The following is a 21,160-nucleotide window of genomic DNA, read 5'->3' as shown; positions in this document are numbered from 1 at the left end:
ATCAATCATCAAAAGAGAGCCGTTCAGAGGGAGCTAAGGTGCCACATTTTATTGTTGAATACAGCCGCAGCCTTGAAACAGATGCCAAGCATGCCGACCTCATGGCGGCTGCGCATGAAGTAGCAGTCGCGTCTGGCCAGTTCGGCGAAGCAGACATCAAGGTTCGCCTTTATCCCGTTGATCACGCGCTTGTGGCTGGAAATGCTGCTGCAACACTGCATATTACCATCTACCTGCTTTCCGGGCGGGATCAGCCGACCAAAAAAGCACTGACATCGGCACTGGTAAAGCGATTTGAGGGGCTCGTGCCTTCAGCAAAGTCGATCAGTGCCAACGCGATCGATATGGACCGGGAAACCTATTCCAAGATATCGCGCTGAAATACCAAGGGAGGGTTATATGAAACGATCGACACTGGGACTTGTAGCAGGCGCAGCCATACTGCTGACGACAGCCACCTCTGCGGAGCACCATGAAGGACCGCAGGGCGAGGTGCAGCGCCTCCATAAGATGGTCTCTGACGTTTCAGCTGAGCGGATCAAGACCGACATCACCAAGCTTGTCAGCTTCGGCACCCGTCACACACTTTCGGAAACCAAATCGGAAACCCGAGGCATTGGCGCCGCGCGCCGCTGGATTGAAGCAGAATTCAAGCGCATCGCAGACGGCTGCGTGGCAGACCTTGAGGTCTATACCGTTTCCGATGTCGTCAGCGGCACCCGCATCCCAAACCCGACAGAGGTGGTAAATGTAATTGCCGTCCAGCGCGGGATTCTGGACCCCGACCGCGTTGTGATCATGTCTGGCGATATCGACAGCCGTGTTTCCGACCCACTGGACGGCACAAGCGATTCTCCCGGTGCCAACGATAACGCGTCTGGCATGGCGGGCACCATGGAAGCGGCCCGCGTTCTGTGCCAAACAAAATTCCCGGGCACGATCGTCTATGCTGGCCTGTCAGGGGAAGAGCAGGGCCTTTATGGCGGTGCAATCCTTGCCAACCATATCAAGGAGAAAGGCTGGCGCCTAATGGGTGTACTGAACAATGACATGATCGGTAACATCGAAGGCGTGAACGGCGTGATCGATAACACGACAGCCCGCGTTTTCTCTGAGGGCACGCGGGTTACAGAAACAGCGGAAGAAGCCCGTCAGCGCCGTTTTTGGGGCGGCGAAGTAGACAGCCCAAGCCGCAACATCGCGCGCCTGGTTGACCGCTTGGCCGATGAATATATCCCGAACCTTGACGTGATGATGGTCTACCGGCTGGACCGTTTCCGCCGCGGCGGCCACCACCGGCCATTTAACGAAGCCGGCTGGCCGGGAGTGCGCATCATGGAGACAAATGAGAATTATAACCGTCAACATCAGGACCTGCGCACCGAAAATGGTATCAAATATGGTGATACACTGGACGGTGTGAACTTCGATTATGCAGCCAAGCTGACAGCCCTCAATGTTGTGACCCTGGCATCCATGGCCGGTGCGCCGCCGTTTCCAGCAGACGTGACCCTTGAAGGTGCCGTATCGCCCTCGACCACCATCAAGTGGAGTATGCCGGGTGATGAGCGGGAAACCGCCAACCTACGTGGCTTCAAGGTCTATTGGCGCCTGACGACCGACCCGCAATGGCGCTGGAGCCATTTTGTCGGCCCTGAGGCGCGATCCTACACCTTAGAGAATGTCGTTATTGACAATTATTTCTTCGGCGTGGCCTCGGTTGCCAATGACGGCCTCGAGAGCCCTGTTGTGTTCCCTGGCTCCATGGGAGCATTTGAGCGGACCGTCGGTGGTGACGACTGACCAGAACGATACGTGGCGGGCCTTTTGCAGCGGTATGTTTGCCGCCGCTATCAGGCCTGTCCTGCCTGAAAACTGCCTGCCCAAACATTTGCCGGACCCAACTGACTATAGCGCTGTCAAGTTGATCGCCCTTGGCAAAGGGGCAGCTGCGATGGCCCGTGTCGTTGAAGAAGCCTGGCCTGACGTGAACCTGTCTGGCATTGCGGTGTGCCGCGATGGCTACGGTCAGCCATGCAATCGTATTGAGGTCATTGAAAGCGCCCATCCGGTACCGGATGAACGCAGTCTCAAGGTTGCAGAACGCGCGCTGGATATTGCCCGCAATACCCTTGAGGGCGAACTGCTTTTGGTGTTGCTTTCAGGCGGCGGGTCCGCGCTCGCCTGTCTGCCGGCGGACGGCGTTAGCCTCAAGGAAAAACAGCAACTGGTCAGGGCCCTGATGCATGCAGGGGCCGATATTCGTGAGTTGAATACGGTGCGCAAGCAGCTGTCCCGCATAAAAGGCGGAAGGCTGGCCGCGGCGGCTGCGAGAGCAGGGCATATTTTCACACTCGCTATCTCAGACGTTGTGGGTGATGACCCAAGCCTGATTGCGTCTGGTCCGACTGTTTCTGACAGCACTACACGGACTGACGCCATAGCAGTCCTTGACAAATACGGTATCAGCCATCCTTCACGATGGGCAGGGTGGTGCGGTCCTGTTCCAGGGGACAGAACAAGCTTCCAGATTGTTGCCAGCGGCGCCCATATGCTGACTGCTGCGCAGGCATATGCCGAGAAGGCAGGGTTTTCAGTACAGTTTCTGGGCGATGACATTGTCGGCGAGGCGCGTGATGTGGCTCGAAACCATGCCTCGATGGTAACAGAGCGGCTTAAGGAAGTGAGCAACAAGCCAGTGCTGCTGCTATCAGGCGGTGAATTGACATCAACAGTCACGGGCACTGGCAAAGGCGGCCCCAATCAGGAATATGTATTGGCTCTGGCTACTGCTTTGCAGACCGACGCTGGCGTTTATGCTTTCGCGGCCGATACTGACGGCATGGACGGTGTCGGTGGCGCTGCTGGTGCCTTTATGACACCTGAAGATAGAAAGCGGGCAGCAACGGCTGGCACTGCCCCAACCGCAATGCTTAATAACAACAATAGTCATCAATATTTCAAAGATTTGGACTGTTTATTTAAAGTTAAACCTACGGGAACAAATGTAAATGACCTTCGCGTCATTGCCGTCGCACCCAAGGGCCTCCCGCAAGATTGACGAACATGTGAGGTGTTTTAGGCCCTCATCGTGTTATACGGCAATAATCAGGACAAAACTTTAGATTACGGACCCAAAAGGGGTGAAGAAGTGAAGAGTTTGCTGCAGGGACTGATCACGATCTGTCTGGCGCTTGGGCTTACCAGCCTAGCCGAGGCTAAAGAGCTTGCCCGAGTTGAGGAAAGCCACAGCACGTTGGTGATTGATGCTGATATGCAATCCGTCTCACCAGGGCAGCCCTTCTGGCTGGCCGTTACCATCACTCCCCGCAGCGGTTGGCACAGTTATTGGAAAAACGCAGGAGATAGCGGCGCAAGCCCGGCGTTTGACTGGACGCTGGACGGTGATGCAACAATTGGTGAGCCGCAATTTCCCGTGCCTAGACAACTGCCCCTGGGGCCTTTGACCAATTATGGTTACGACGCCCCGGTTACGCTTCTTCTTCCTGCCAAGGCCCCAGTGAGCGGTAGTAGCCTCACGGCTTCGCTTGAGGCCGAATGGCTGATCTGTGAGGTCGAGTGTGTCCCGCAAGTGACTGAACTGTCCCTGACGCTGCCGGTTGGCGAAGCAAAGCCAGACGGTGAAGCACAGGCAATATTCAACGCTGCTCGCGCAGCCATGCCAGACCCAAGCTTCTGGAGCTCTGATCTGACGGTGGGGGCAAAAGATACCTCCCTGACAGTTTACATGGCACCATCTGAGGCCGAAGAGGTCGCTGACGCTTACTTCTTCCCTGACGGCGTTGGCGTATTGGATTATGCCGCCGCACAAAGCCTGGAACGGGCATCTGATGGCATCAAAGTGCATGCCAAACGCCCTTCTGGCGCGCCTACGGCTGAAACTGCAGCCGGTGTACTGCTATTGACCTATCATGACGGTACGACTGACGCCTTCGCCATGGAGCCGATGCTGAAGGTCACTGCGGATCAAACCGCCCCGCAGGTAGCGGAAGCGGCGCCGGTGGTATCCCTGCCGCTTTGGGAGGCCGCCGTCTTTGCCCTGATCGGCGGCGTCATCCTTAACCTGATGCCCTGCGTGTTCCCGATTTTGTCGTTGAAGGCATTTGCCTTTGTGTCAGCCAATTATAAAACTGCTGCAAACCGCCAAAAGGAGGGCTGGGCCTATACCCTGGGTATCTGGCTCAGTTTCATGGTAATTGTTGCGTCGCTTCTGGTCCTGCGAGCGGGGGGTACAGCTGTCGGCTGGGGCTTTCAACTGCAGGAGCCCGTTTTCGTTGGCCTAATGACGCTTCTGATGCTCATGGTCGCGCTTTCGCTGTCCGGTATGTTCAATATCCAATTCGGCATTGAAGGGGCAGGGCAGTCCCTGGCGGCCCGTGAAGGGGTCCGTGGAGCTTTCTTCAAGGGCATTCTGGCGGCACTCGTTGCGACCCCGTGCACAGCACCCTTTATGGCACCTGCCATCGGATTTGCCCTGACACAGCCGGTTTTGATCGTCCTCATGGTGTTCAGCTTCCTGGCTTTAGGTTTGGCGCTGCCATTCCTTGCGCTGTCTTACAGCCCGGCATTGGCCCGAGCCATGCCGCGCCCGGGCCCCTGGATGGAAAAGGTCAAGGAAGGCCTGGCGTTTCCAATGTATCTGACAGCGGCGTGGCTTCTGTATGTTTTCACCCGTGAAACCGGCGCCGTGGCAATGCTTGTGCTGCTCGCAGCAATCATTGGCATTGTCTTCGCGATCTGGATCGGGAAGCAGTCCGGTGGACGGCTACCGGTGCGCATTCTGGCCTGGGCTATCGCCGCCTTTTCGGTTTACAGCATTATCTCCAAACCTTGGCAGGAGCCTGCCCATACCGCAGCCGAAGGCTATGTGGAAGAAATCGCCTACAGCGGGGCGGAACTCGCCACGATACTGGAAAGCGGCAAGCCTGTGTTTGTCTATTTCACGGCCGACTGGTGCATCACCTGCAAGGTGAACGAACGGATTGCAGTTCTGACGGATACGACCCAACAGGTGTTTCGTGAAACCGGCACAGTGGTGATGAAGGGCGACTGGACCAACAGAAATGCTGAAATTGCCGCCGTGTTGGCAAAGCATGGTCGGGCCGGGGTGCCGCTATATCTGTATTACCCCGTCGGAGCGTCTGCCCCGATCGTGTTGCCCGAAATCTTGGGGCCCAGTAGTATTTCAAACCTGATCGCCAACCAAAAAGGCTAAAGGGAGGCTAGAAATGAAGCTGTTTCTTGTTGTTTCCATTATGCTCGGTCTGAATGCTGCAGTGGCGGGCGAGGGCCCGACGCCCGGTAAACCAGCGCCTGATTTCACCGGTGTGTTGACCACGGGTGAAACCGTCACTCTGTCCGACCTGCGCGGTAAACCTGTCATGCTGGAATGGACGAACCATGATTGTCCGTATGTTCGCAAACATTATTCCAGTGGCAATATGCAACAGACCCAACGAGCCCTGACTGAAGCTGGTGTAATCTGGATCTCCGTCATCTCATCTGCGCCGGGCAAACAAGGGCATGTGACGGCAGCAGAAGCCGACCAACTGAGCGAGAGCCGGGGTACGTATAACGATATGCTGGTGCTGGACCCGTCTGGCGAGATTGGCAGGCTTTATGATGCCAAGACCACGCCGCAAATGTTCCTGATCGACACTGAAGGCACGCTGCAATATATGGGGGCAATCGATGATCGCCCGTCCACACGGGCTTCGTCGCTCGAAGGCGCCTCCAATTATGCGCTGCAGGCCTGGCAGCAGCTGGCGGCAGGAGAGGCAGTGACGCCAAATTCAACCCAGCCTTATGGTTGCTCGGTAAAATACGGCAAGTAACAGGGGGAAATCTTCAAAAGACGGGGCCGCAATCCCGCCTTTTTTATTGATTCTCAGTATGATAGCGGGAATTAAAGGTGTGTTAAGCCTATTGATCAACACTGGCGAAACTGTAAAGATGCAAAAAACGGGTAGTGATAATTGTTTACCCGGCAGGCAAGTTAACCACAGAAGGCAGGCGCCCTTATGTTTCTAATCATCGGTCTAATCGTGGTCCTTGTGATGGTGTTCGGAGGCTTCGCACTATCGGGCGGCAGCTTCGGCATTATCCTGAAGGCCCTGCCGTTCGAGTTGATGATCATTTTTGGCGGGGCCATTGGCGCCTATATCAGTGCCAACTCCACCAGCGTCATCACCGGGTCGATGAAAGGCGTCGGCAAGGTCATGAAGGGGCCGCACTGGAAGTCGGAAGACTATCGGGACCTTTTGTGCCTCTTGTTCCTCTTGTGCAAGACCATGCGAACCAAGGGTGTCGTGGCCATTGAGGCGCACGTGGAAAACCCTGAAGAATCCAAGATTTTCCAGAACTTCCCGCGCATTGTTGAAGATCATCACGTGGTTGAATTCATCTGTGACTATATCCGCATGATGACCATGAACTTCGATGATCCGATGCAGATGGAAGACGCCATGAATGCAGACCTTGAGAAGCATCATGCCGAGCTTCATGAACCACAGCATGCGCTGCAAACCATGGCGGACGGTCTGCCAGCTATTGGTATTGTTGCCGCGGTTCTTGGTATCGTGAAAACCATGGGCGCCATCGCAGAACCGGTTGAGGTTCTGGGCGGCATGGTAGGGGGTGCCCTTGTGGGTACGTTCCTGGGGATTTTCCTGTCCTATCTGATGGTGGCACCGATCGCTGGTCGCCTGGGCCAGATTTTGGCGGAAGAAGGTCAATTCATGAACCTGATCAAAATCGTGCTGGTATCGCACCTGCAGGGTAACCCGCCACAGATTTCAGTGGAAATTGGCCGACGCAATGTCCCGAGCCTCCATATGCCTGGCTTTATCGAGCTCGAGGAAGCCATTGCCGAGATGCCGCCTGACATTTGATCATAAGCCTGCTTAATGTCGACCAGATAAAAATCTTCTCGGCCTGGGCACAGAAATTCAATGACTTATGGAATGCCATGTCGCAAAATAGGACATGGCATTTTCTTTTCCTAATCATGAAATAGAGGCTTCGTTATGTCTGTCACACCTAAATTTCGGGTCGGTATCCTGGGCGCCAGCGGTTACACGGGCGCGGATCTGGTGCGCCTTCTGCTGACGCACCCGAACGTTGAAATTGCCCTGATGACAGCAGAGCGCAAGGCCGGCATGCCGATTGGCGACGTTTTCCCACACCTGGCAGGATATGACCTGCCTGACCTTATTGGCCTTGATGAAGTTGAGTGGCCGGCTGTCGAACTGGACGTGGTGTTCTGTGCGCTGCCGCATGCCACCAGCCAGGAGGTCATCAAAGGATTGTTGCATGCGACCGGGCACAGCCTGCTTGATGAAATGGTTGTTGAAACCACGGGTGACCTGGCTGATTCCATTTCGGGTGAGGTAAAGGTCGTTGACCTTTCAGCGGATTTCAGGCTTCGCGACACCGATGTCTATGCCCAGTGGTATGGCCGCGAGCATTCTGCTGTGACCCTGCAGCCCAAGGCTGTTTACGGCCTGCCTGAGGTTAACCGCGATCAGGTACGGAAGGCGCATCTTGTCGCGTGCCCGGGATGTTACCCGACAGCCGCTCTCCTTGCGCTCATTCCGCTCCTGAAGGCCGGGCAGATATCCGCCGAGGATATCATCATCGACGCCAAATCAGGCGTTTCCGGTGCCGGGCGGTCGCTCAAGGAAGCCAATCTGTTCGTTGAAGTGGCTGAGGCCATGCATCCATACGCAGTTGGCCAACACCGTCATATGCCGGAGATTGAGCAGGAGTTGACGCTGGCGGCGGGTGAGGATGTCCGCATCAGCTTTACCCCGCACCTGGTTCCTATGAACCGGGGCGAGCTTGAAACCATCTATGTCCGCCTGAAGGAAGGCACTACAGTTGGTGATCTGAAGGACCAGCTGGTAGATGCTTATGCTGACGAACCCTTTGTGTCCATCCTGGAAGAGGGCGTTGTGCCGGCAACCCGCATGGTGCGGGGGTCCAACCGCTGCGTGCTCAATGTTTTCCAGGACCGTATCCCCGGACGGGCGATTGTCGTGTCGGCGATTGACAATTTGGTGAAAGGGTCGTCTGGCCAGGCCATTCAGAATATGAACCTGATGCTAGGCCTGGATGAAACGACGGGCCTCATGCAGGCACCCATGTTCCCATAAGGCGGGCAGCACGATGACAGCTACTGACGCCGCACCGCTTTACCGCGAAACCCATCTGGGTGGCCGCCTAACCCCCTTCAAGGGCAAGTGGCCCATCCTTGGCGAAGGCAGCTTTGTTTTCCATGGTGCGCAGATTGTCGGTGACGTGGAGATCGGGGAGGGGGCCAGCATCTGGCACAATTGCGTACTGCGGGGCGATGTGAACCATATCCGCGTGGGTGCCCGCAGTAACATTCAGGACGGCACCGTTGTGCATGTTTCCACCCGAACCTACCCGACAACCATTGGCCGGGACGTGTTGGTGGCACATAAAGCCATGCTGCATGGCTGCCAACTGATGGACAACGCCTTTGTCGGCATGGGCGCTATCGTTATGGACAACGCGGTGATCGAAAGCGATGGCATGTTGGCTGCGGGCGCCATGCTGACCCCCGGCAAGACTGTCAGGTCTGGCGAGTTGTGGGCCGGGTCGCCCGCCAAGTTCATGCGCAAGCTGACGGAAGCTGAAATTGCCAAGAACCGCAGCATGGCTGAACATTACCGCCTGCTGGCCGTTCAGCATGAAATTGACGCGCATGGCGGGCAAGCAGACCGCCCCTATCCGTAAAGAAAAATTGACTCCACCCCCCATTGAAATGAGGCTTGGTTTGCATTAGCTAAGCCATGCAACTCTTTATGTTTTAACGTAATTCTGATGAAAAGAGGTATCCCCCATGAGCTTTGAACTCCCCGCACTGCCATATGCCCAGGACGCCCTTGAGCCGCACATTTCGGCCGAGACCCTTGGCTTCCATCACGGCAAGCACCACAATGCCTACGTTACCAACCTGAATAATCTGGTAGCTGGCACCGAGTTTGAAGGCAAAAGCCTTGAAGACATAATGGTGGCCACAGCGGGTGACGCCTCGAAAGCAGGCATTTTCAATAATGCTGCCCAAATCTGGAACCATACCTTCTACTGGCATTCCATGGCACCAAATGGTGGCGGCAAGCCAGAAGGCGCACTAGCTGAAAAGATCAACGCCGACTTCGGTAGCTTTGATGCTTTTGCGGATGCATTCAAAACCGCCGGCGCAACCCAGTTCGGTTCCGGTTGGGCCTGGCTTGTGCTCGATAAGGACGGCAGCCTGAAGGTTGTCAAAACCCTGAACGCGGAATGCCCGCTGACAGACGGCCAGACGCCATTGCTGACCATGGATGTTTGGGAACATGCTTACTATCTGGATTTCCAAAACCGCCGTCCTGACTATATCGCTACATTCCTCTCCAGCCTTGTAAACTGGGCATTTGCTGCCGAGAATTTCGAGGCTGCCAAGGAACGGAAAGCCGCCGAATAGGTGAGGCTCTGGCTGATTTGAACAATAAAAAAGGGCCGGTTTTCCGGCCCTTTTCTGTATCTGACTTCAGTGACAGGCTTACCAGCCTGCGCCACCATTCTGGCCACTGACCATGCAATAAAGCATTGGGATGGACAGCAGGGTGTTTGTGCGGCTGAAGAGCATGGCTTTCCGTGCAGCTGCCGGCTTGGCATCAGCGTCTGCTTCAACGATACCGAGTGCGATTTTCTGGTTTGGCCAGATAACGAACCAAACGTTGAACCACATGATGATTGCCATCCACATGCCAAGGCCGATGGAACGCGTGCCTTCAGCAAGCGTCAGGGCATCAACAATATAGCCATTGGCGGACGCGAGCCACAAGCCGCTCAGCAGTGTGAACATGGCGCCCCAACGGAACCACCAAAGGGCCTTGGGTGCGATATGCTTGCCGATGGCCGGCTTCTGCTCGTCCGGGATGGACGGCATGGTCGGGATCTGCACAAAGTTGAAGTACCAAAGAAGACCGATCCACATCACGCCTGCCAGAACGTGAATGTAGCGGGCGAAGAAGGCTGGGTCGAAGTCAACACCAGCGAAACCTTTAGTCATGAGCGCGATCACAACAACCACAAGCACAAAGCCCGCAATCACTGTGTTCTGTAACGATTCGAGAATTTTTCCCATTTCCTAGCTCCCCTTATTATCGAGCGATTTTAAAGTCGTCCCAGCTAAATCTTACCGTTTGAGTAAAGGTTTCACAAGGGAAACAATGGGATGGAACCTATTGGTGCTCAAAATCCTTGATGTTTGGGCCGGTAAATTCTGTTGCAAAACGGCACTGCTAACGCCATGGTGCGCGCCATGGAAACCAAGCTGCAAAATATCGATTATTGCCGTCAACAGGCGCGGGAAAACGACGCCGACCGCTATTATATGAGCCTGTTCGCATCAGCCGCCAAGCGCCCTGCGTTATGGGCCCTGATTGCCTTTAACCTGGAAGTCAGCAAGACACGGGCCGTGGTCTCTGAGGCGATGTTGGGCGAAATTCGGTTGCAGTGGTGGCGCGAAGCCCTTGATAGCATTGCAGCAGGGACACCTCGTGCCCATCCGGTGGTTGAAGCTCTGGCGGCAGAACTTCACGATTTTGCCACTGTGCGTCCATTTATGGATGAAGTTATCGACACCTGGTCGGACGACTTTGGTGGCGCACAGGTTACCCTCGCTAGCCTGGAGAGCCATGCCCACGGAACGGGTGGCGCGCTGAATGCCTCGATGCTGCTTGCCTTGAACCCGGATGCCGACACAACCCAAATCGACGTTGCGCGCAGGGCAGGTCAAGCATGGAGCTTGATGGGAACCATCCGGGGCCTGCCGCATGAACTCGCCAACCCGTCGAGTGATTGGCAGGACCTGCTGGCACAAAGCAGTAATACGGCAGCGCAGGAGGAAACGGACAAGCGTGATCAACTGGTCAGTGCGATCCAGCCAACGGTACAGCGGCTGCTCGGTTCAATTGGGGATAGCGTCGAAAGCCTCACGCAGCATCTTTCCGAGGTAAGAGGGGATGCTGCACTCCGATTTGCGCTTGGCCTGATGCCCCTGATTATGCTTGAGTTTCGCGCAGTCAGGCGTGTCGGTGACGACTTGATGGCATTGGATGAATATTTGCCCGGTAATGCCAGGAAGCTGCTGGCCCTGATGAAGTATCACTTTTTCGGTTAACCAGCCGGTGCCGTGCGCCAGAATCTATATTAGATTCAAAGTTTACATGCACCAAAAGCCCGCAAAATCAATTGCAGGCTCATACCATGTTCAATAGAAGTCCGGCGTTCTGCCTAAACTACGCTTGAATGTCTACCTTTTCGCCAACGCCAGCACCAGTATCGGAAGGTTCAACTTCTTTCCGTTCAATTTCGGAATCTTCCGCACTTTTGCGTTCGGTGGCAGCAGACTCAAGCGCTCCAGACCGACCTTGCCCCGCAATCGCGGCTGCACTGGTATTGGCTGTTCCTTGAATGTCCATTTTTTTCTGCTCCAACTGCGCGTGAATACCCATGACACGCGCTTTCTCAGCGTTTATGACTATACAGCAATTGACCGTAATCGACAAATAAATCGGGATTTGACGGGGTTAACAGCCCAAATCCGTGTTTTTCTGTCGATGAACGGCCCAAAACCGGGGGCATAATGTTTAAAATTTTATCCAACCGAATCAAATTTGTACCTTTACTGTTGCTGGCGGCTTGCGCAGCTGGCGGACCGGAAAAGCGGGTTAACCACGGCGAAGGGCCTGTATCGGCACGAGCAAGAAACACGCTGGCCAGTGAAGACCCAGCCGGCCTGGTCACGGTGGCAGAAGGATTTGAGCGGGCAGGGAACCTGGAGGGTGCTTATAACCTCTACAGCCAGGCAGCAGCCGCTGACCCCAACCTGATGGCCGCCAAGCTTGGCATTTCTCGAGTGCTTGCCAAAACCGGACGTCTGGATCAGGCCCAGGCCATTCTTGACAACCTTGGCCAACAGTTTCCTGACGCATTAGAGCTAAAGCTGACGCAGGTGGACGTCGCAATCATGCGGGCCGACTATGCGGTCGCTGACGCGGAACTGTCGACTGTAATAACCCCTGACACCACTGACCTGACGCAACTGATACTGGCCGGCCAGCTGGCCCAGGTTACTGGTAACGCGCGCCGGGCCCGCATCATGTTTGACCGGGCCCTGGTTGTTGCACCCAGTCATCCTGGCGTCATACGCAATATGGCACTTTCGTTCGCACTGGAAGGTGAATTTGAGACCGCCGTTGCGTTGCTGCAGAAGACGCTGGACATGCCCGCCAGCGTGACACCCAGCAAGCGATCACTGGCGCTCGTTTATGCCTTATCAGGCCAGAAGAAGGCTGCACAGGTCATTGCCGGCGGGGCGACTGACGAGTCTGAATTCCAGCGCATGAGCGTGGCGTTCGATCTGTTACCGCGGCTGAACAAGAGTGAGCAGGCTGCCCTTCTGATGTTTGACCATCTGCCGCGGGACATCATGCAGCGCTAATGCTGGCCCCAATGAGGCAAAATGTCCCCTTGAATGATGACGCGTTGCCCGCTAATGAAGCCTGCAGATACAAATGGCCCTGCAGCCAAACGTACAAGAGTATAAAAAGGAAGTGCGGTGAAACAGTGCAATGACATGAAAGAAGTTCGTGAGGAAATCGACCGGGTAGACCGTTTGATCGTGCCACTGCTTCTTGAGCGACTGGAGTATATTGCACAGGCGGGGCACATCAAGCCGGACCGCGATACCGTGCGCGACAATTGGCGGGTTGAGGATGTCGTGTCAAAAGCCAAGGCGACGGCCGCCAACATGGGCGGCAACGAGGCTTATATTGAAGATGTTTACCGGCATCTGATCGAATGGAGCATCAACCACGAGTTCGATGTATGGGATAGCGCCAACAAGGACACCAAGCAGGCGTAGTCACTATTTGATGCAAGCCGTGCAGGTGCTGACTGTCGGGTCCAGCTCCAGCCGCTTTTCAGCAATTTCTTCACCACAGAGGGTGCAATAGCCGAATTCGTCTTCCTCGAGGCGGGCGAGGGCAGCTTCGATGCGTGCCAGTGTCGCGCGTCGCCGTTCGGCAATGGCATTATTCATGGCCTGCCCCTGAAGCGCGTCCATGCGTGACAGACGCCCGACACGCGACTGATCAAGCTCCACGGCCTGACGCCCATCGAGGGCTTCTTTGTCGAGGTTCACGAGCTCCTGCCGCAGTCGAAGCAGCTTCCCGGACCAATATGAGGATTTTTTTTCGTTTTTCGCCATGAAATTGATGATAGGCGGAAGTCGAATATCATTTCTAGTTCAAATTGAAGAAGGTGATTTCTCAAGGGCCGTATGGTTGCATTTTCATTCATATTTCACGGCCAATGCATACTTGGCCAATCGGTCAGGATCGTTTTCCAGCTATGTTCTTGAATGATCGATGAAATATTTGTCTTTGAAAAGGGCTGAACCCTAATATAATATGGTTATGTAACGTTCATAAACGGCTATTTGCCGGAACGTTACCTAACCCAGAGGGCTTACCCCCATCGCCCTCTGGGTTTCTTATTGCCCAAATGTCATGACAAGCTGTTATTCGGCCGCGGACTGTCCCACAGCGATTGTTTCATCCACATGCTTGCGGCGTGCGTCATGTTCGTCCGCCACAGCCATATCGTTTGCCTGCATGGCGTCGATGTCGAGATTGGCAAACCCGAGGATACCCATCTGGCCGTATGCGTGCTGGATCTTGTCTCCCCACAGCCCAATGTCTTTGACAATAGGAACGATCCGGCTGAACAGGTTTGTCCGGAACATTTTCATGCCCTGGCTGTTCTCAAGGAACTCCAGACACTCTTTCATTGGATAACCCAGGTTTTCCCATACTTCCTTGTTCTGGAAGCGGTCACGCATCAGGTAGCATGCCTCAATCAGGAATTCTTCCCGCTCGTCGCGCTCCGACTGGGTCAGTTCAGGGTAATAGTCCCTAAGCGCGAGACGCCCGAAAGCCACATGCCTGGCTTCATCCTGCATGACATAGGCATTGACAGCCGAGGCGAGGGGGTCTGTGCTATGGTCGCGAATGTTGGAAAAGGCGGCAAGGGCCAGCCCCTCGATCACTACCTGCATGCCCAGATAGGTCATATCCCAGCGGCTATCGCGCAGCACTTGATCCAGCAGGGTTTTAAGCGGCCCGGTGATCGGATAGGCGAGACCGATCTTTTCCACCAGCTTCTTATAGGTTTCAACGTGTCTGGCCTCGTCCATCACCTGGGTAGAGGCATAGAATTTGGCTTCCATGTCAGGAACGTTGGTGACGATCTTGGCGCTGCATATCAGCGCGCCTTGCTCGCCGTGCAGGAACTGGCTGTTGCTCCAGGCTGCCTGGTGGAGCCGCGCTTCACCTTGTTCCTTCGGCGACATTTTCATGAAGAAGTCGGCACCATAAAGCGGGAACAGTTCAATTGGGATGCCCAGTGGGTTGCTTGGGTCCAACTCATGTGACCAGTCAATGCGGGATTCCGTATCCCACTGCATGCTCTTGCCCTTATTATAAAGGCCAAGCAGGTCTTTGCGGTCATCGCCATAGTTCCAGTTGAACAGGGCTTCAAAATCCTGGGGAACCTCCCAGGAGCAGTCCTCTAATGCTGTCGCGTACAGTGGATCCAGTGCCATCGAATTCTTCCCTCCATCTTCCCGTACATTTGTAGACGAGACAGTCTAGTAAAGAAACAAAAACCCCGCAACCATAATGACAATATTGTCAATAGGTTCACCATAAAAAAGGCAGCCGCGAAAACTCGCGACTGCCGAGGTTACCAGGGAGAGAAGGGCTCCGAGGTTAAAGAGGTAGGCCTTTAGAAGCTGAGCTTCTGCGAGCCTTTGCCGAATTCCGGATAAGCTTCCAGACCGAGTTCGGCGAGGTCAGAACCAAGCTCTTCATCAGCTTCAGCAAGGCGGATGCCGATGGTGTACTTGAGCGCAAGCCATACGATCGCGCTTGCAACAACCACAAAGGCACCGATTGACAGAACGCCGACAAGCTGAGCCATGAAGGTGATGTCTGGGTTCGTGATGGCAACAGCCAGCGTGCCCCAAATACCGCACACGAGGTGAACGGACACAGCACCAACAACGTCATCAATCTTGAGCTTGTCAAAGAACGGTACCGCGAACACCACCAGGACACCGCCAACAGCACCGATCAGCGTAGCTTCAAGCGGAAGCGGCGTATCTGGGCCTGCAGTGATGGATACCAGGCCTGCGAGAGCACCGTTCAGCACCATTGAAAGGTCGACTTTCTTGTAAACAAGCTTGGTCGTAACCATTGCCGCGAACGCACCACCAGCAGCAGCCATGTTGGTATTCACAAAGATGTTGGAGATGGCGATACCGTCAGCCGCTGAACCCATAGCAAGTTGGGAAGCGCCGTTAAAGCCGAACCAGCCGAACCACAGGATGAAGGTACCCAGTGTGGCAAGCGGCAGGCTTGAACCAGGCATTGGGCGAACCTTGCCTTCAGCCGAATAACGACCAAGGCGCGGACCCAGGATCAGGGCACCGACAAGGGCTGCCCAGCCACCGGTGGAGTGCACAAGCGTGGAGCCGGCAAAATCTGCGAACTCTGAGCCATAGGTTTCAACGAACCCGTCAGAGTTCAGCCAGCCGCCACCCCATTCCCAGGACCCCTGGATCGGGTAGATCAGGCCTGCCAGAACAGCCGTAAAGATAAAGAAGGGGAACAGCTTGATGCGTTCGGCCACTGTACCGGACACGATCGAAGCCGTGGTCGCCACAAACACCATCTGGAAGAAGAAGTCAGAGCCTGCGGCATAGCCCGCCGGGTCATGCTCAGCGGCCTCAGCGAGTGCAGCTGCATCATCAGGCGACCAGAGTGAGAAGAAGGTACCAAAATAGCCGGACACATCCATATACATCAGATTGTAGCCCATCAGCATCCACATGATGCAGGCGATAGCATAGAGCGATACGTTCTTGACGCAGATGTCAGCAACGTTCTTGGAGCGAACAAGGCCCGCCTCAAGCATTGCAAAGCCGGCTGCCATCCACATAACCAGGAAGCCGCCGATCAGGAACAGAAGTGTATTAAAGATATAAGCGGTCTCGCCTGAGACTTCAGCCCTAACAGGAACTGTCATCAGCGTCGCGCCGAGGCCAGCGAGAGCCAGCTTTTTGAGTGTCGATTTTTCAAACATTGATAATGCTCCCTTAAAGCGCAGCCGAATCTGTTTCGCCGGTCCGGATACGGATCACCTGATTCAGGTCGAGCACGAAAATCTTGCCGTCGCCGATCTGGCCCGTATGGCCGCTTTGCTGAATTGCTTCGATGGCTTGCGCCGCCACACCGTCATCGGTGGCAACTTCGAGTTTTACTTTGGGCAGAAAATGAACTTCATATTCGGCACCACGATAAATTTCCTTCTGGCCGCGCTGGCGCCCATAGCCCTGAACCTCGGTTACGGTCATGCCGTTGATGCCGATTTCCGCCAGGGCATCCCGAACTGGATCAAGCCGGTGCGGCTTAATGATCGCGATGATGTATTTCATGACAACTCCCTATGGTTGGTCTCGTTCGGGAGCCTTAACAGCATGTTCCGTGCCAGTTGTTGAAATATAAGGATAGCAACGGTTTCAGGAGCTTTACGAAAATTGCTGATGCGAATTTATGCACAAAAAATATCGATTGCACAAAATTTAATCAGTTAGATGAGCTTAACGGAGGCAGGGCGAAATATCGCGTTATGCACGGAAAACGGAGTGGTATGCTGCGCACTAACAAAAAGCCAACTTCGACAGGTGGAAAAACATGAAAATCTATGGCGATAGCCGCTCGGGCAACTGCCTCAAGGTCAAATATGTCTGCGACTTTCTGAAGCTCCCATATGAATGGGAAGAGCTGGATGTCCTCTCTGGTGTCACCCGCACGCGCGAGTTCCTGGCGATGAACCCGGCCGGGCAAATTCCCACGGTTCGGTTTGATGACGGACGGATGCTGGCCCAGTCGAATGCCATCATGCGCTATTTGGCGCGCGGTAGCAGCCTGATCCCCTCTGACGAGTGGGAACAGGCCAAGATGGATGAATGGTTGTTTTGGGAGCAATATAGCCATGAGCCGGCCATTGCGGTGGTGCGCTTCCTGGTGGCACTCAAAGGCACGCCCCTGAAAGAAATTGACCCAAACCTCATCGAAAAAGGCGATGCTGCGCTGGACCGCCTGGAAAAGCGGCTCAGCAAGCATGACTATCTGGTTGGGGATGCACTCTCGCTCGCAGACATCGCGCTTCTGGCCTATACGCAGTTCGCGGAAGAGGGCGGCTTTTCCCTGGACGGTCGGCCGGCAATCAAACGCTGGCTGGCGCGCGTCAAAGCTGGCCTTACAGGCTAGGCCCTCTTAATTGTTGTCCGGCGCCTGCAGGGCGCGGGCACGGCGCTGGGCTTCGATGATGGCATCGGGGCCCGCTTCCATGCAGCGGCTGGCAAGCATGCCGAAAACTTCCTGCCCGTCCGTGGCCTGGCCGGTCATGACTAACTGGAAGCCGTGCAGCCCCGCCGCTTCGCCCATCAGCTCAAGGCTGCCGTCACCCATACTGCGGATCGCCTTTTTGACATCGGCGCTGCCTTTCCGCTCAACTGCCTTGGACATGCGCTCAAGCAGATCCTTATTTTTGCCGGACACCATTTCCACAACTTCAGCGAAGGTCAACGGCATCAGAAAGTCGATCGCCGCAGCGCCGACGTTGCCATAGTAGCTGCAGACTTCCTGCTTATCGGCTGCCTGTGTCGCCGGCCCGGTAAGGCTGGCAGCCAGCCCAATCACCAAACCTGCTGTCGTCAATTTCTTCTTCATTGGCTTTCTCACACTTGTTTTCATTGCAGCCATGATGGCAAAGCTGCCTGAACCCGGGCTGAATGGAAGTGTCATCATTTCAGAGCGCAATAAAAAAGGCCACCCGAAGGTGACCTTTTTAATGGCGGGCAGGGTGGGATTCGAACCCACGAAGGGCTTGCACCCTTGCCGGTTTTCAAGACCGGTGCATTCAACCGCTCTGCCACCTGCCCAGATGGTGATAAGTCGAAAACTGGGGAGCTTTTTAGCGACTGTTTTCCTGTCCGTCCAGCCCAATTATCGGGAAAATTCATCTATATGGAAAAAGCCTGTGGAAAAGGGGCCTTCCCGCCTTGCACACGGGCCTCTTACTTGTTAGACAAGTTTGTTCAGTCACACCATATATCGGGGGTACCCGTGCGCGTGTTGACTATATATTTGAGTTTTTATTTGTTTCGGGGACCGCGGTGTCATGATCTGGACGCCGCACAAGCAAGGGGCTGAAGCTGGTGAGCGATAACACACCCATTACGCCGGAAGAGCGGAATATCCAGCCAATCACCATCGAAGATGAGATGAAGGCATCGTACCTCGATTACGCCATGAGCGTGATTGTATCGAGGGCATTGCCGGACGTGCGGGACGGTCTGAAGCCGGTACACCGCCGCATTCTCTTCTCCATGCACGAACAGGGCTATGAGTGGAACAAGCCGTTCCGCAAGTCGGCGCGTATCGTCGGTGACGTGATGGGTAAATATCACCCGCACGGCGACAGCGCGATTTACGACGCCTTGGTGCGGATGGCGCAGGACTTCTCCATGCGCGCACCACTTGTTGACGGCCAGGGTAACTTCGGTTCCATGGACGGCGACAGTGCGGCAGCCATGCGTTACACCGAAGCCCGGATGGACAAGGTTTCCTCGATGATCCTCGCGGACATCGACAAGGATACCGTCAACTTCCAGCCTAACTATGACGAAAGCGAGCATGAGCCGATTGTTCTGCCTGCGCGTTTCCCGAACCTTCTGGTAAACGGTGGCACCGGTATTGCTGTTGGTATGGCCACAAACATCCCGCCGCACAGCCTTCGGGAAGTGATCGACGGCGTCTTCGCGGTTATCGACAATCCTGAAATTGACGCCATGGGCCTGATGGAACACATCAAGGGCCCTGATTTCCCAACCGGCGGCATCATCATGGGCGTTGGCGGCATTCGCCAGGCGTATGAAACCGGCAAGGGCTCGATCACGATCCGCAGCCGCACGCATGTTGAAGAAATCCGCAAGGACCGCTGGGCTATCGTGATTACCGAGATCCCGTTCCAGGTGAACAAGTCCTCAATGATCGAAAAGATCGCCGAGTGCGTTCAGCAGAAGCGGATCGAAGGCATTTCTGACATCCGCGACGAAAGTGACCGCGACGGCGTTCGCGTTGTGATCGAGCTGAAGCGCGACGGTGTGGCCGACGTGATTCTCAACCAGCTGTATCGTTTCACCCCAGTTCAGACCAGTTTCGGCATCAATATGCTGGCGCTTGATGGCGGCCGACCTGAGCAGCTTTCGCTTAAGCGCGTGCTGCAGGCCTTTATCGACTTCCGTGAGGAAGTGATCACCCGCCGCACCAAATTCGAACTGGCAAAAGCACGTGACCGCGCGCACATCATGCTTGGCCTCGTGACGGCTGTTGCGAATATCGATGAAGTGGTCGCTACCATCCGGACGGCGCCATCGCCGGCTGCGGCGCGCGAAGCGCTTGCTGCCCGCAAGTGGGACGCCACGGAAATCCTGCCGTATCTTGAGCTGATCAATGAGATGAGCCATCTGAATGACGACGGCACCTATCAGCTGTCTGAAGCCCAGATCAAAGCCATCCTTGACCTGCGCCTGCACCGCCTCACAGCGCTTGGCCGTGATGAGATCGGCGGCGAACTCGAGGAACTGGCACTCAAGATCCGCGAATACCTTGAAATCCTTCAGTCCCGCGTAAAACTTTACGAAGTGCTGCGCGGCGAGCTTGAGGCTGTACGCGCCGAGTTTGGCGACGACCGCCGCACCGAGATCGACATGAACGCCATCACAGGCTTCGATGACGAAGACCTGATCGCACGAGAAGACATGGTGGTGACAGTAACGCAAAGCGGTTACATCAAACGTGTACCACTGTCGACTTACCGGGCGCAGCGCCGTGGCGGTAAAGGCCGGTCCGGCATGCAAACGAAGGATGAGGATTTCCTCTCCACCGTCTTTGTTGCCGACACCCATACGCCGGTGCTGTTCTTCTCGAACCTCGGCCAGGTCTACAAGATGAAAGTGTGGAAGCTGCCGCTTGGCACGCCGCAGTCCAAAGGCAAGGCGGTGATTAACTTGCTGCCGCTGAAGCAGGGCGAAACCATCGCAACCATCCTGCCGCTGCCGGAAGACGAGGACAGCTGGGGTGACCTGCAGGTTATGTTCGCGACCGCACACGGTAACGTCCGCCGTAATAAACTGTCTGATTTCTCCAACGTCATGTCGAACGGCAAGATCGCCATCCGCTTCTCTGAGGAAGACGATAAGCTGATTGGCGTTGATGTATGCACCGAAGACGATCATGTGCTGCTGGCCGCCAAGAAAGGCCGTGCGATCCGCTTCAAAGCAACCGACGTGCGCCTGTTCGCGGGACGGACATCCACTGGCGTGCGCGGCATGAAGTTCGGCGCGGGCGACGAAGTGGTATCCATGCGCGTGATCAACGGCACGGATGCTTCGACAGAAGAACGTGATGCCTACCTCAAGGCTGCTCCCTGGAAAGCAGAACCGGGCGAGCAAACGCTGCCTGATGAGCGTATGGCGGAACTTGAAGCCTGCGAACAGTTTATCCTGACAGTGACGGACCAGGGCTTCGGTAAGCGCACATCCAGCCATGAATACCGCCTGACGAACCGCGGCGGGCAGGGCATCTGGAACGTGCCATCTGACGAGCGCTTGCGCCAACAAATCGGTGACGTTGTGATGGCGTCGCCAATCACGGCTGACGAGCAGATCATGATGGTAACGGATCACGGCAAACTGATCCGGACGCCTGTTCATGACGTTCGTATCGCATCGCGTAACACCAAAGGCGTAACCCTATTCAAGGTGGCGGAAGGCGAACACATCGTGTCTGTCGCCAAGCTTCAGGAAACTGAAGAAGACGAAGAGGGTGAAGAAGGTGCAGTTGAGGGCGAAGCTACTGAAGCAGTAGAGGCGTCAGCAACCGAAGATGGGCCTGATACTCCAGAAACCGAATAGAGCAATCTTCAGTTAAAT

General features: G+C 55.4%; 21 protein-coding genes and 1 tRNA gene. 14 read left to right on the top strand and 8 right to left on the bottom strand.

What is annotated here, in order from left to right; genetic code table 11:
• Positions 1-38: 38 nt before the first annotated feature.
• From KORLAC_RS10715 to KORLAC_RS10675, 9 genes are all read left to right on the top strand, one after another.
• Positions 39-380 (top strand): 5-carboxymethyl-2-hydroxymuconate Delta-isomerase, encoded by a 342-nt coding sequence (locus tag KORLAC_RS10715; protein WP_068306369.1) that lies wholly within the window; start codon positions 39-41, stop codon positions 378-380.
• A gap of 19 nt (positions 381-399) precedes the next feature.
• Positions 400-1,803, top strand: a complete 1,404-nt coding sequence (locus tag KORLAC_RS10710; protein ID WP_068306367.1) for a M28 family metallopeptidase — start codon at positions 400-402, stop codon at positions 1,801-1,803.
• Complete coding sequence (locus KORLAC_RS10705; RefSeq protein ID WP_068306365.1) at positions 1,790-3,061, top strand: glycerate kinase type-2 family protein; 1,272 nt, start codon at positions 1,790-1,792, stop codon at positions 3,059-3,061. Before KORLAC_RS10710 ends, KORLAC_RS10705 begins: the two co-directional genes overlap by 14 nt.
• A gap of 90 nt (positions 3,062-3,151) precedes the next feature.
• Positions 3,152-5,236, top strand: coding sequence for a protein-disulfide reductase DsbD family protein (locus KORLAC_RS10700; protein WP_139167455.1), 2,085 nt, complete (start codon positions 3,152-3,154; stop codon positions 5,234-5,236).
• A gap of 13 nt (positions 5,237-5,249) precedes the next feature.
• Positions 5,250-5,855, top strand: a complete 606-nt coding sequence (locus KORLAC_RS10695) for a redoxin domain-containing protein (protein WP_068306362.1) — start codon at positions 5,250-5,252, stop codon at positions 5,853-5,855.
• Positions 5,856-6,041: 186 nt separating this feature from the next.
• Positions 6,042-6,911, top strand: a complete 870-nt coding sequence (gene motA / locus KORLAC_RS10690) for a flagellar motor stator protein MotA (RefSeq protein ID WP_068306360.1) — start codon at positions 6,042-6,044, stop codon at positions 6,909-6,911.
• A 135-nt stretch (positions 6,912-7,046) separates the two neighbouring features.
• Positions 7,047-8,174 (top strand): N-acetyl-gamma-glutamyl-phosphate reductase, encoded by a 1,128-nt coding sequence (argC, locus tag KORLAC_RS10685; protein ID WP_068306357.1) that lies wholly within the window; start codon positions 7,047-7,049, stop codon positions 8,172-8,174.
• A 13-nt stretch (positions 8,175-8,187) separates the two neighbouring features.
• Positions 8,188-8,781 (top strand): gamma carbonic anhydrase family protein, encoded by a 594-nt coding sequence (locus KORLAC_RS10680; RefSeq protein ID WP_068306354.1) that lies wholly within the window; start codon positions 8,188-8,190, stop codon positions 8,779-8,781.
• Between the two features lie 106 nt (positions 8,782-8,887).
• On the top strand, positions 8,888-9,511 hold the full coding sequence (locus KORLAC_RS10675; RefSeq protein ID WP_068306351.1) for a superoxide dismutase: 624 nt from the start codon (positions 8,888-8,890) through the stop codon (positions 9,509-9,511).
• 78 nt (positions 9,512-9,589) lie between these two features.
• Here KORLAC_RS10675 and KORLAC_RS10670 read toward each other — a convergent pair whose 3' ends face one another.
• On the bottom strand, positions 9,590-10,177 hold the full coding sequence (locus KORLAC_RS10670) for a urate hydroxylase PuuD (RefSeq protein ID WP_068306349.1): 588 nt from the start codon (positions 10,175-10,177) through the stop codon (positions 9,590-9,592).
• Positions 10,178-10,354: 177 nt separating this feature from the next.
• On the opposite strand from KORLAC_RS10670, the gene KORLAC_RS10665 reads away from it, so the two are divergent.
• Positions 10,355-11,215, top strand: a complete 861-nt coding sequence (locus tag KORLAC_RS10665) for a squalene/phytoene synthase family protein (protein WP_160328626.1) — start codon at positions 10,355-10,357, stop codon at positions 11,213-11,215.
• Positions 11,216-11,333: 118 nt separating this feature from the next.
• Here the strand turns inward: KORLAC_RS10665 and KORLAC_RS10660 are convergent, their stop codons facing one another.
• The gene (locus tag KORLAC_RS10660) at positions 11,334-11,549 is read right to left on the bottom strand and encodes a hypothetical protein (protein WP_068306345.1); all 216 of its coding nucleotides are present in this window, start codon (positions 11,547-11,549) and stop codon (positions 11,334-11,336) included.
• A 131-nt stretch (positions 11,550-11,680) separates the two neighbouring features.
• Here KORLAC_RS10660 and KORLAC_RS10655 point away from each other — a divergent pair, with 131 nt between their 5' ends.
• Positions 11,681-12,538, top strand: coding sequence for a tetratricopeptide repeat protein (locus KORLAC_RS10655; RefSeq protein WP_068306343.1), 858 nt, complete (start codon positions 11,681-11,683; stop codon positions 12,536-12,538).
• Between the two features lie 117 nt (positions 12,539-12,655).
• Positions 12,656-12,961: a chorismate mutase gene (locus tag KORLAC_RS10650; RefSeq protein WP_068306342.1), complete on the top strand. Its 306-nt coding sequence runs from the start codon at positions 12,656-12,658 to the stop codon at positions 12,959-12,961.
• 3 nt (positions 12,962-12,964) lie between these two features.
• Here KORLAC_RS10650 and KORLAC_RS10645 read toward each other — a convergent pair whose 3' ends face one another.
• From KORLAC_RS10645 to KORLAC_RS10630, 4 genes are all read right to left on the bottom strand, one after another.
• Positions 12,965-13,240 (bottom strand): TraR/DksA family transcriptional regulator, encoded by a 276-nt coding sequence (locus KORLAC_RS10645; RefSeq protein ID WP_241493403.1) that lies wholly within the window; start codon positions 13,238-13,240, stop codon positions 12,965-12,967.
• 378 nt (positions 13,241-13,618) lie between these two features.
• Positions 13,619-14,701 (bottom strand): ferritin-like domain-containing protein, encoded by a 1,083-nt coding sequence (locus KORLAC_RS10640; RefSeq protein ID WP_068306338.1) that lies wholly within the window; start codon positions 14,699-14,701, stop codon positions 13,619-13,621.
• A 182-nt stretch (positions 14,702-14,883) separates the two neighbouring features.
• Positions 14,884-16,242, bottom strand: a complete 1,359-nt coding sequence (locus KORLAC_RS10635) for an ammonium transporter family protein (protein ID WP_068306337.1) — start codon at positions 16,240-16,242, stop codon at positions 14,884-14,886.
• A gap of 13 nt (positions 16,243-16,255) precedes the next feature.
• The gene (locus tag KORLAC_RS10630) at positions 16,256-16,594 is read right to left on the bottom strand and encodes a P-II family nitrogen regulator (protein ID WP_068306335.1); all 339 of its coding nucleotides are present in this window, start codon (positions 16,592-16,594) and stop codon (positions 16,256-16,258) included.
• 259 nt (positions 16,595-16,853) lie between these two features.
• Here KORLAC_RS10630 and KORLAC_RS10625 point away from each other — a divergent pair, with 259 nt between their 5' ends.
• A complete protein-coding gene (locus tag KORLAC_RS10625) occupies positions 16,854-17,432 on the top strand; it encodes a glutathione S-transferase family protein (RefSeq protein ID WP_068306334.1) in 579 nt (192 codons plus the stop codon).
• A 6-nt stretch (positions 17,433-17,438) separates the two neighbouring features.
• Here KORLAC_RS10625 and KORLAC_RS18690 read toward each other — a convergent pair whose 3' ends face one another.
• Positions 17,439-17,894, bottom strand: a complete 456-nt coding sequence (locus KORLAC_RS18690) for a hypothetical protein (protein ID WP_139167453.1) — start codon at positions 17,892-17,894, stop codon at positions 17,439-17,441.
• Positions 17,895-18,016: 122 nt separating this feature from the next.
• Positions 18,017-18,106: transfer RNA gene (locus KORLAC_RS10620), tRNA-Ser, on the bottom strand.
• Between the two features lie 276 nt (positions 18,107-18,382).
• Between KORLAC_RS10620 and gyrA the strand changes: the two genes are divergently transcribed.
• Positions 18,383-21,142, top strand: coding sequence for a DNA gyrase subunit A (gene gyrA / locus KORLAC_RS10615; RefSeq protein WP_068306333.1), 2,760 nt, complete (start codon positions 18,383-18,385; stop codon positions 21,140-21,142).
• The last annotated feature ends 18 nt before the right edge of the window (positions 21,143-21,160 follow it).

It is taken from the genome of Kordiimonas lacus, from assembly GCF_001550055.1.
In the GTDB taxonomy this organism is placed as follows: Bacteria; Pseudomonadota; Alphaproteobacteria; order Sphingomonadales; family Kordiimonadaceae; genus Kordiimonas; species Kordiimonas lacus.
The sequence above is the reverse complement of the archived record's forward strand: the minus strand, read 5'-3'. Positions and strand labels throughout refer to the sequence as shown.

Excerpts from the sequence above, each read along its gene's own strand:
- KORLAC_RS10710 (WP_068306367.1), top strand. The coding sequence starts at position 400 with ATGAAACGATCGACACTGGGACTTGTAGCAGGCGCAGCCATACTGCTG.
- KORLAC_RS10695 (WP_068306362.1), top strand. The coding sequence starts at position 5,250 with ATGAAGCTGTTTCTTGTTGTTTCCATTATGCTCGGTCTGAATGCTGCA.
- motA (WP_068306360.1), top strand. The coding sequence starts at position 6,042 with ATGTTTCTAATCATCGGTCTAATCGTGGTCCTTGTGATGGTGTTCGGA.
- argC (WP_068306357.1), top strand. The coding sequence starts at position 7,047 with ATGTCTGTCACACCTAAATTTCGGGTCGGTATCCTGGGCGCCAGCGGT.
- KORLAC_RS10680 (WP_068306354.1), top strand. The coding sequence starts at position 8,188 with ATGACAGCTACTGACGCCGCACCGCTTTACCGCGAAACCCATCTGGGT.
- KORLAC_RS10675 (WP_068306351.1), top strand. The coding sequence starts at position 8,888 with ATGAGCTTTGAACTCCCCGCACTGCCATATGCCCAGGACGCCCTTGAG.
- KORLAC_RS10670 (WP_068306349.1), bottom strand. The coding sequence starts at position 10,177 with ATGGGAAAAATTCTCGAATCGTTACAGAACACAGTGATTGCGGGCTTT.
- KORLAC_RS10665 (WP_160328626.1), top strand. The coding sequence starts at position 10,355 with ATGGAAACCAAGCTGCAAAATATCGATTATTGCCGTCAACAGGCGCGG.
- KORLAC_RS10660 (WP_068306345.1), bottom strand. The coding sequence starts at position 11,549 with ATGGGTATTCACGCGCAGTTGGAGCAGAAAAAAATGGACATTCAAGGA.
- KORLAC_RS10655 (WP_068306343.1), top strand. The coding sequence starts at position 11,681 with ATGTTTAAAATTTTATCCAACCGAATCAAATTTGTACCTTTACTGTTG.
- KORLAC_RS10640 (WP_068306338.1), bottom strand. The coding sequence starts at position 14,701 with ATGGCACTGGATCCACTGTACGCGACAGCATTAGAGGACTGCTCCTGG.
- KORLAC_RS10635 (WP_068306337.1), bottom strand. The coding sequence starts at position 16,242 with ATGTTTGAAAAATCGACACTCAAAAAGCTGGCTCTCGCTGGCCTCGGC.
- KORLAC_RS10630 (WP_068306335.1), bottom strand. The coding sequence starts at position 16,594 with ATGAAATACATCATCGCGATCATTAAGCCGCACCGGCTTGATCCAGTT.
- KORLAC_RS10625 (WP_068306334.1), top strand. The coding sequence starts at position 16,854 with ATGAAAATCTATGGCGATAGCCGCTCGGGCAACTGCCTCAAGGTCAAA.
- KORLAC_RS18690 (WP_139167453.1), bottom strand. The coding sequence starts at position 17,894 with ATGAAGAAGAAATTGACGACAGCAGGTTTGGTGATTGGGCTGGCTGCC.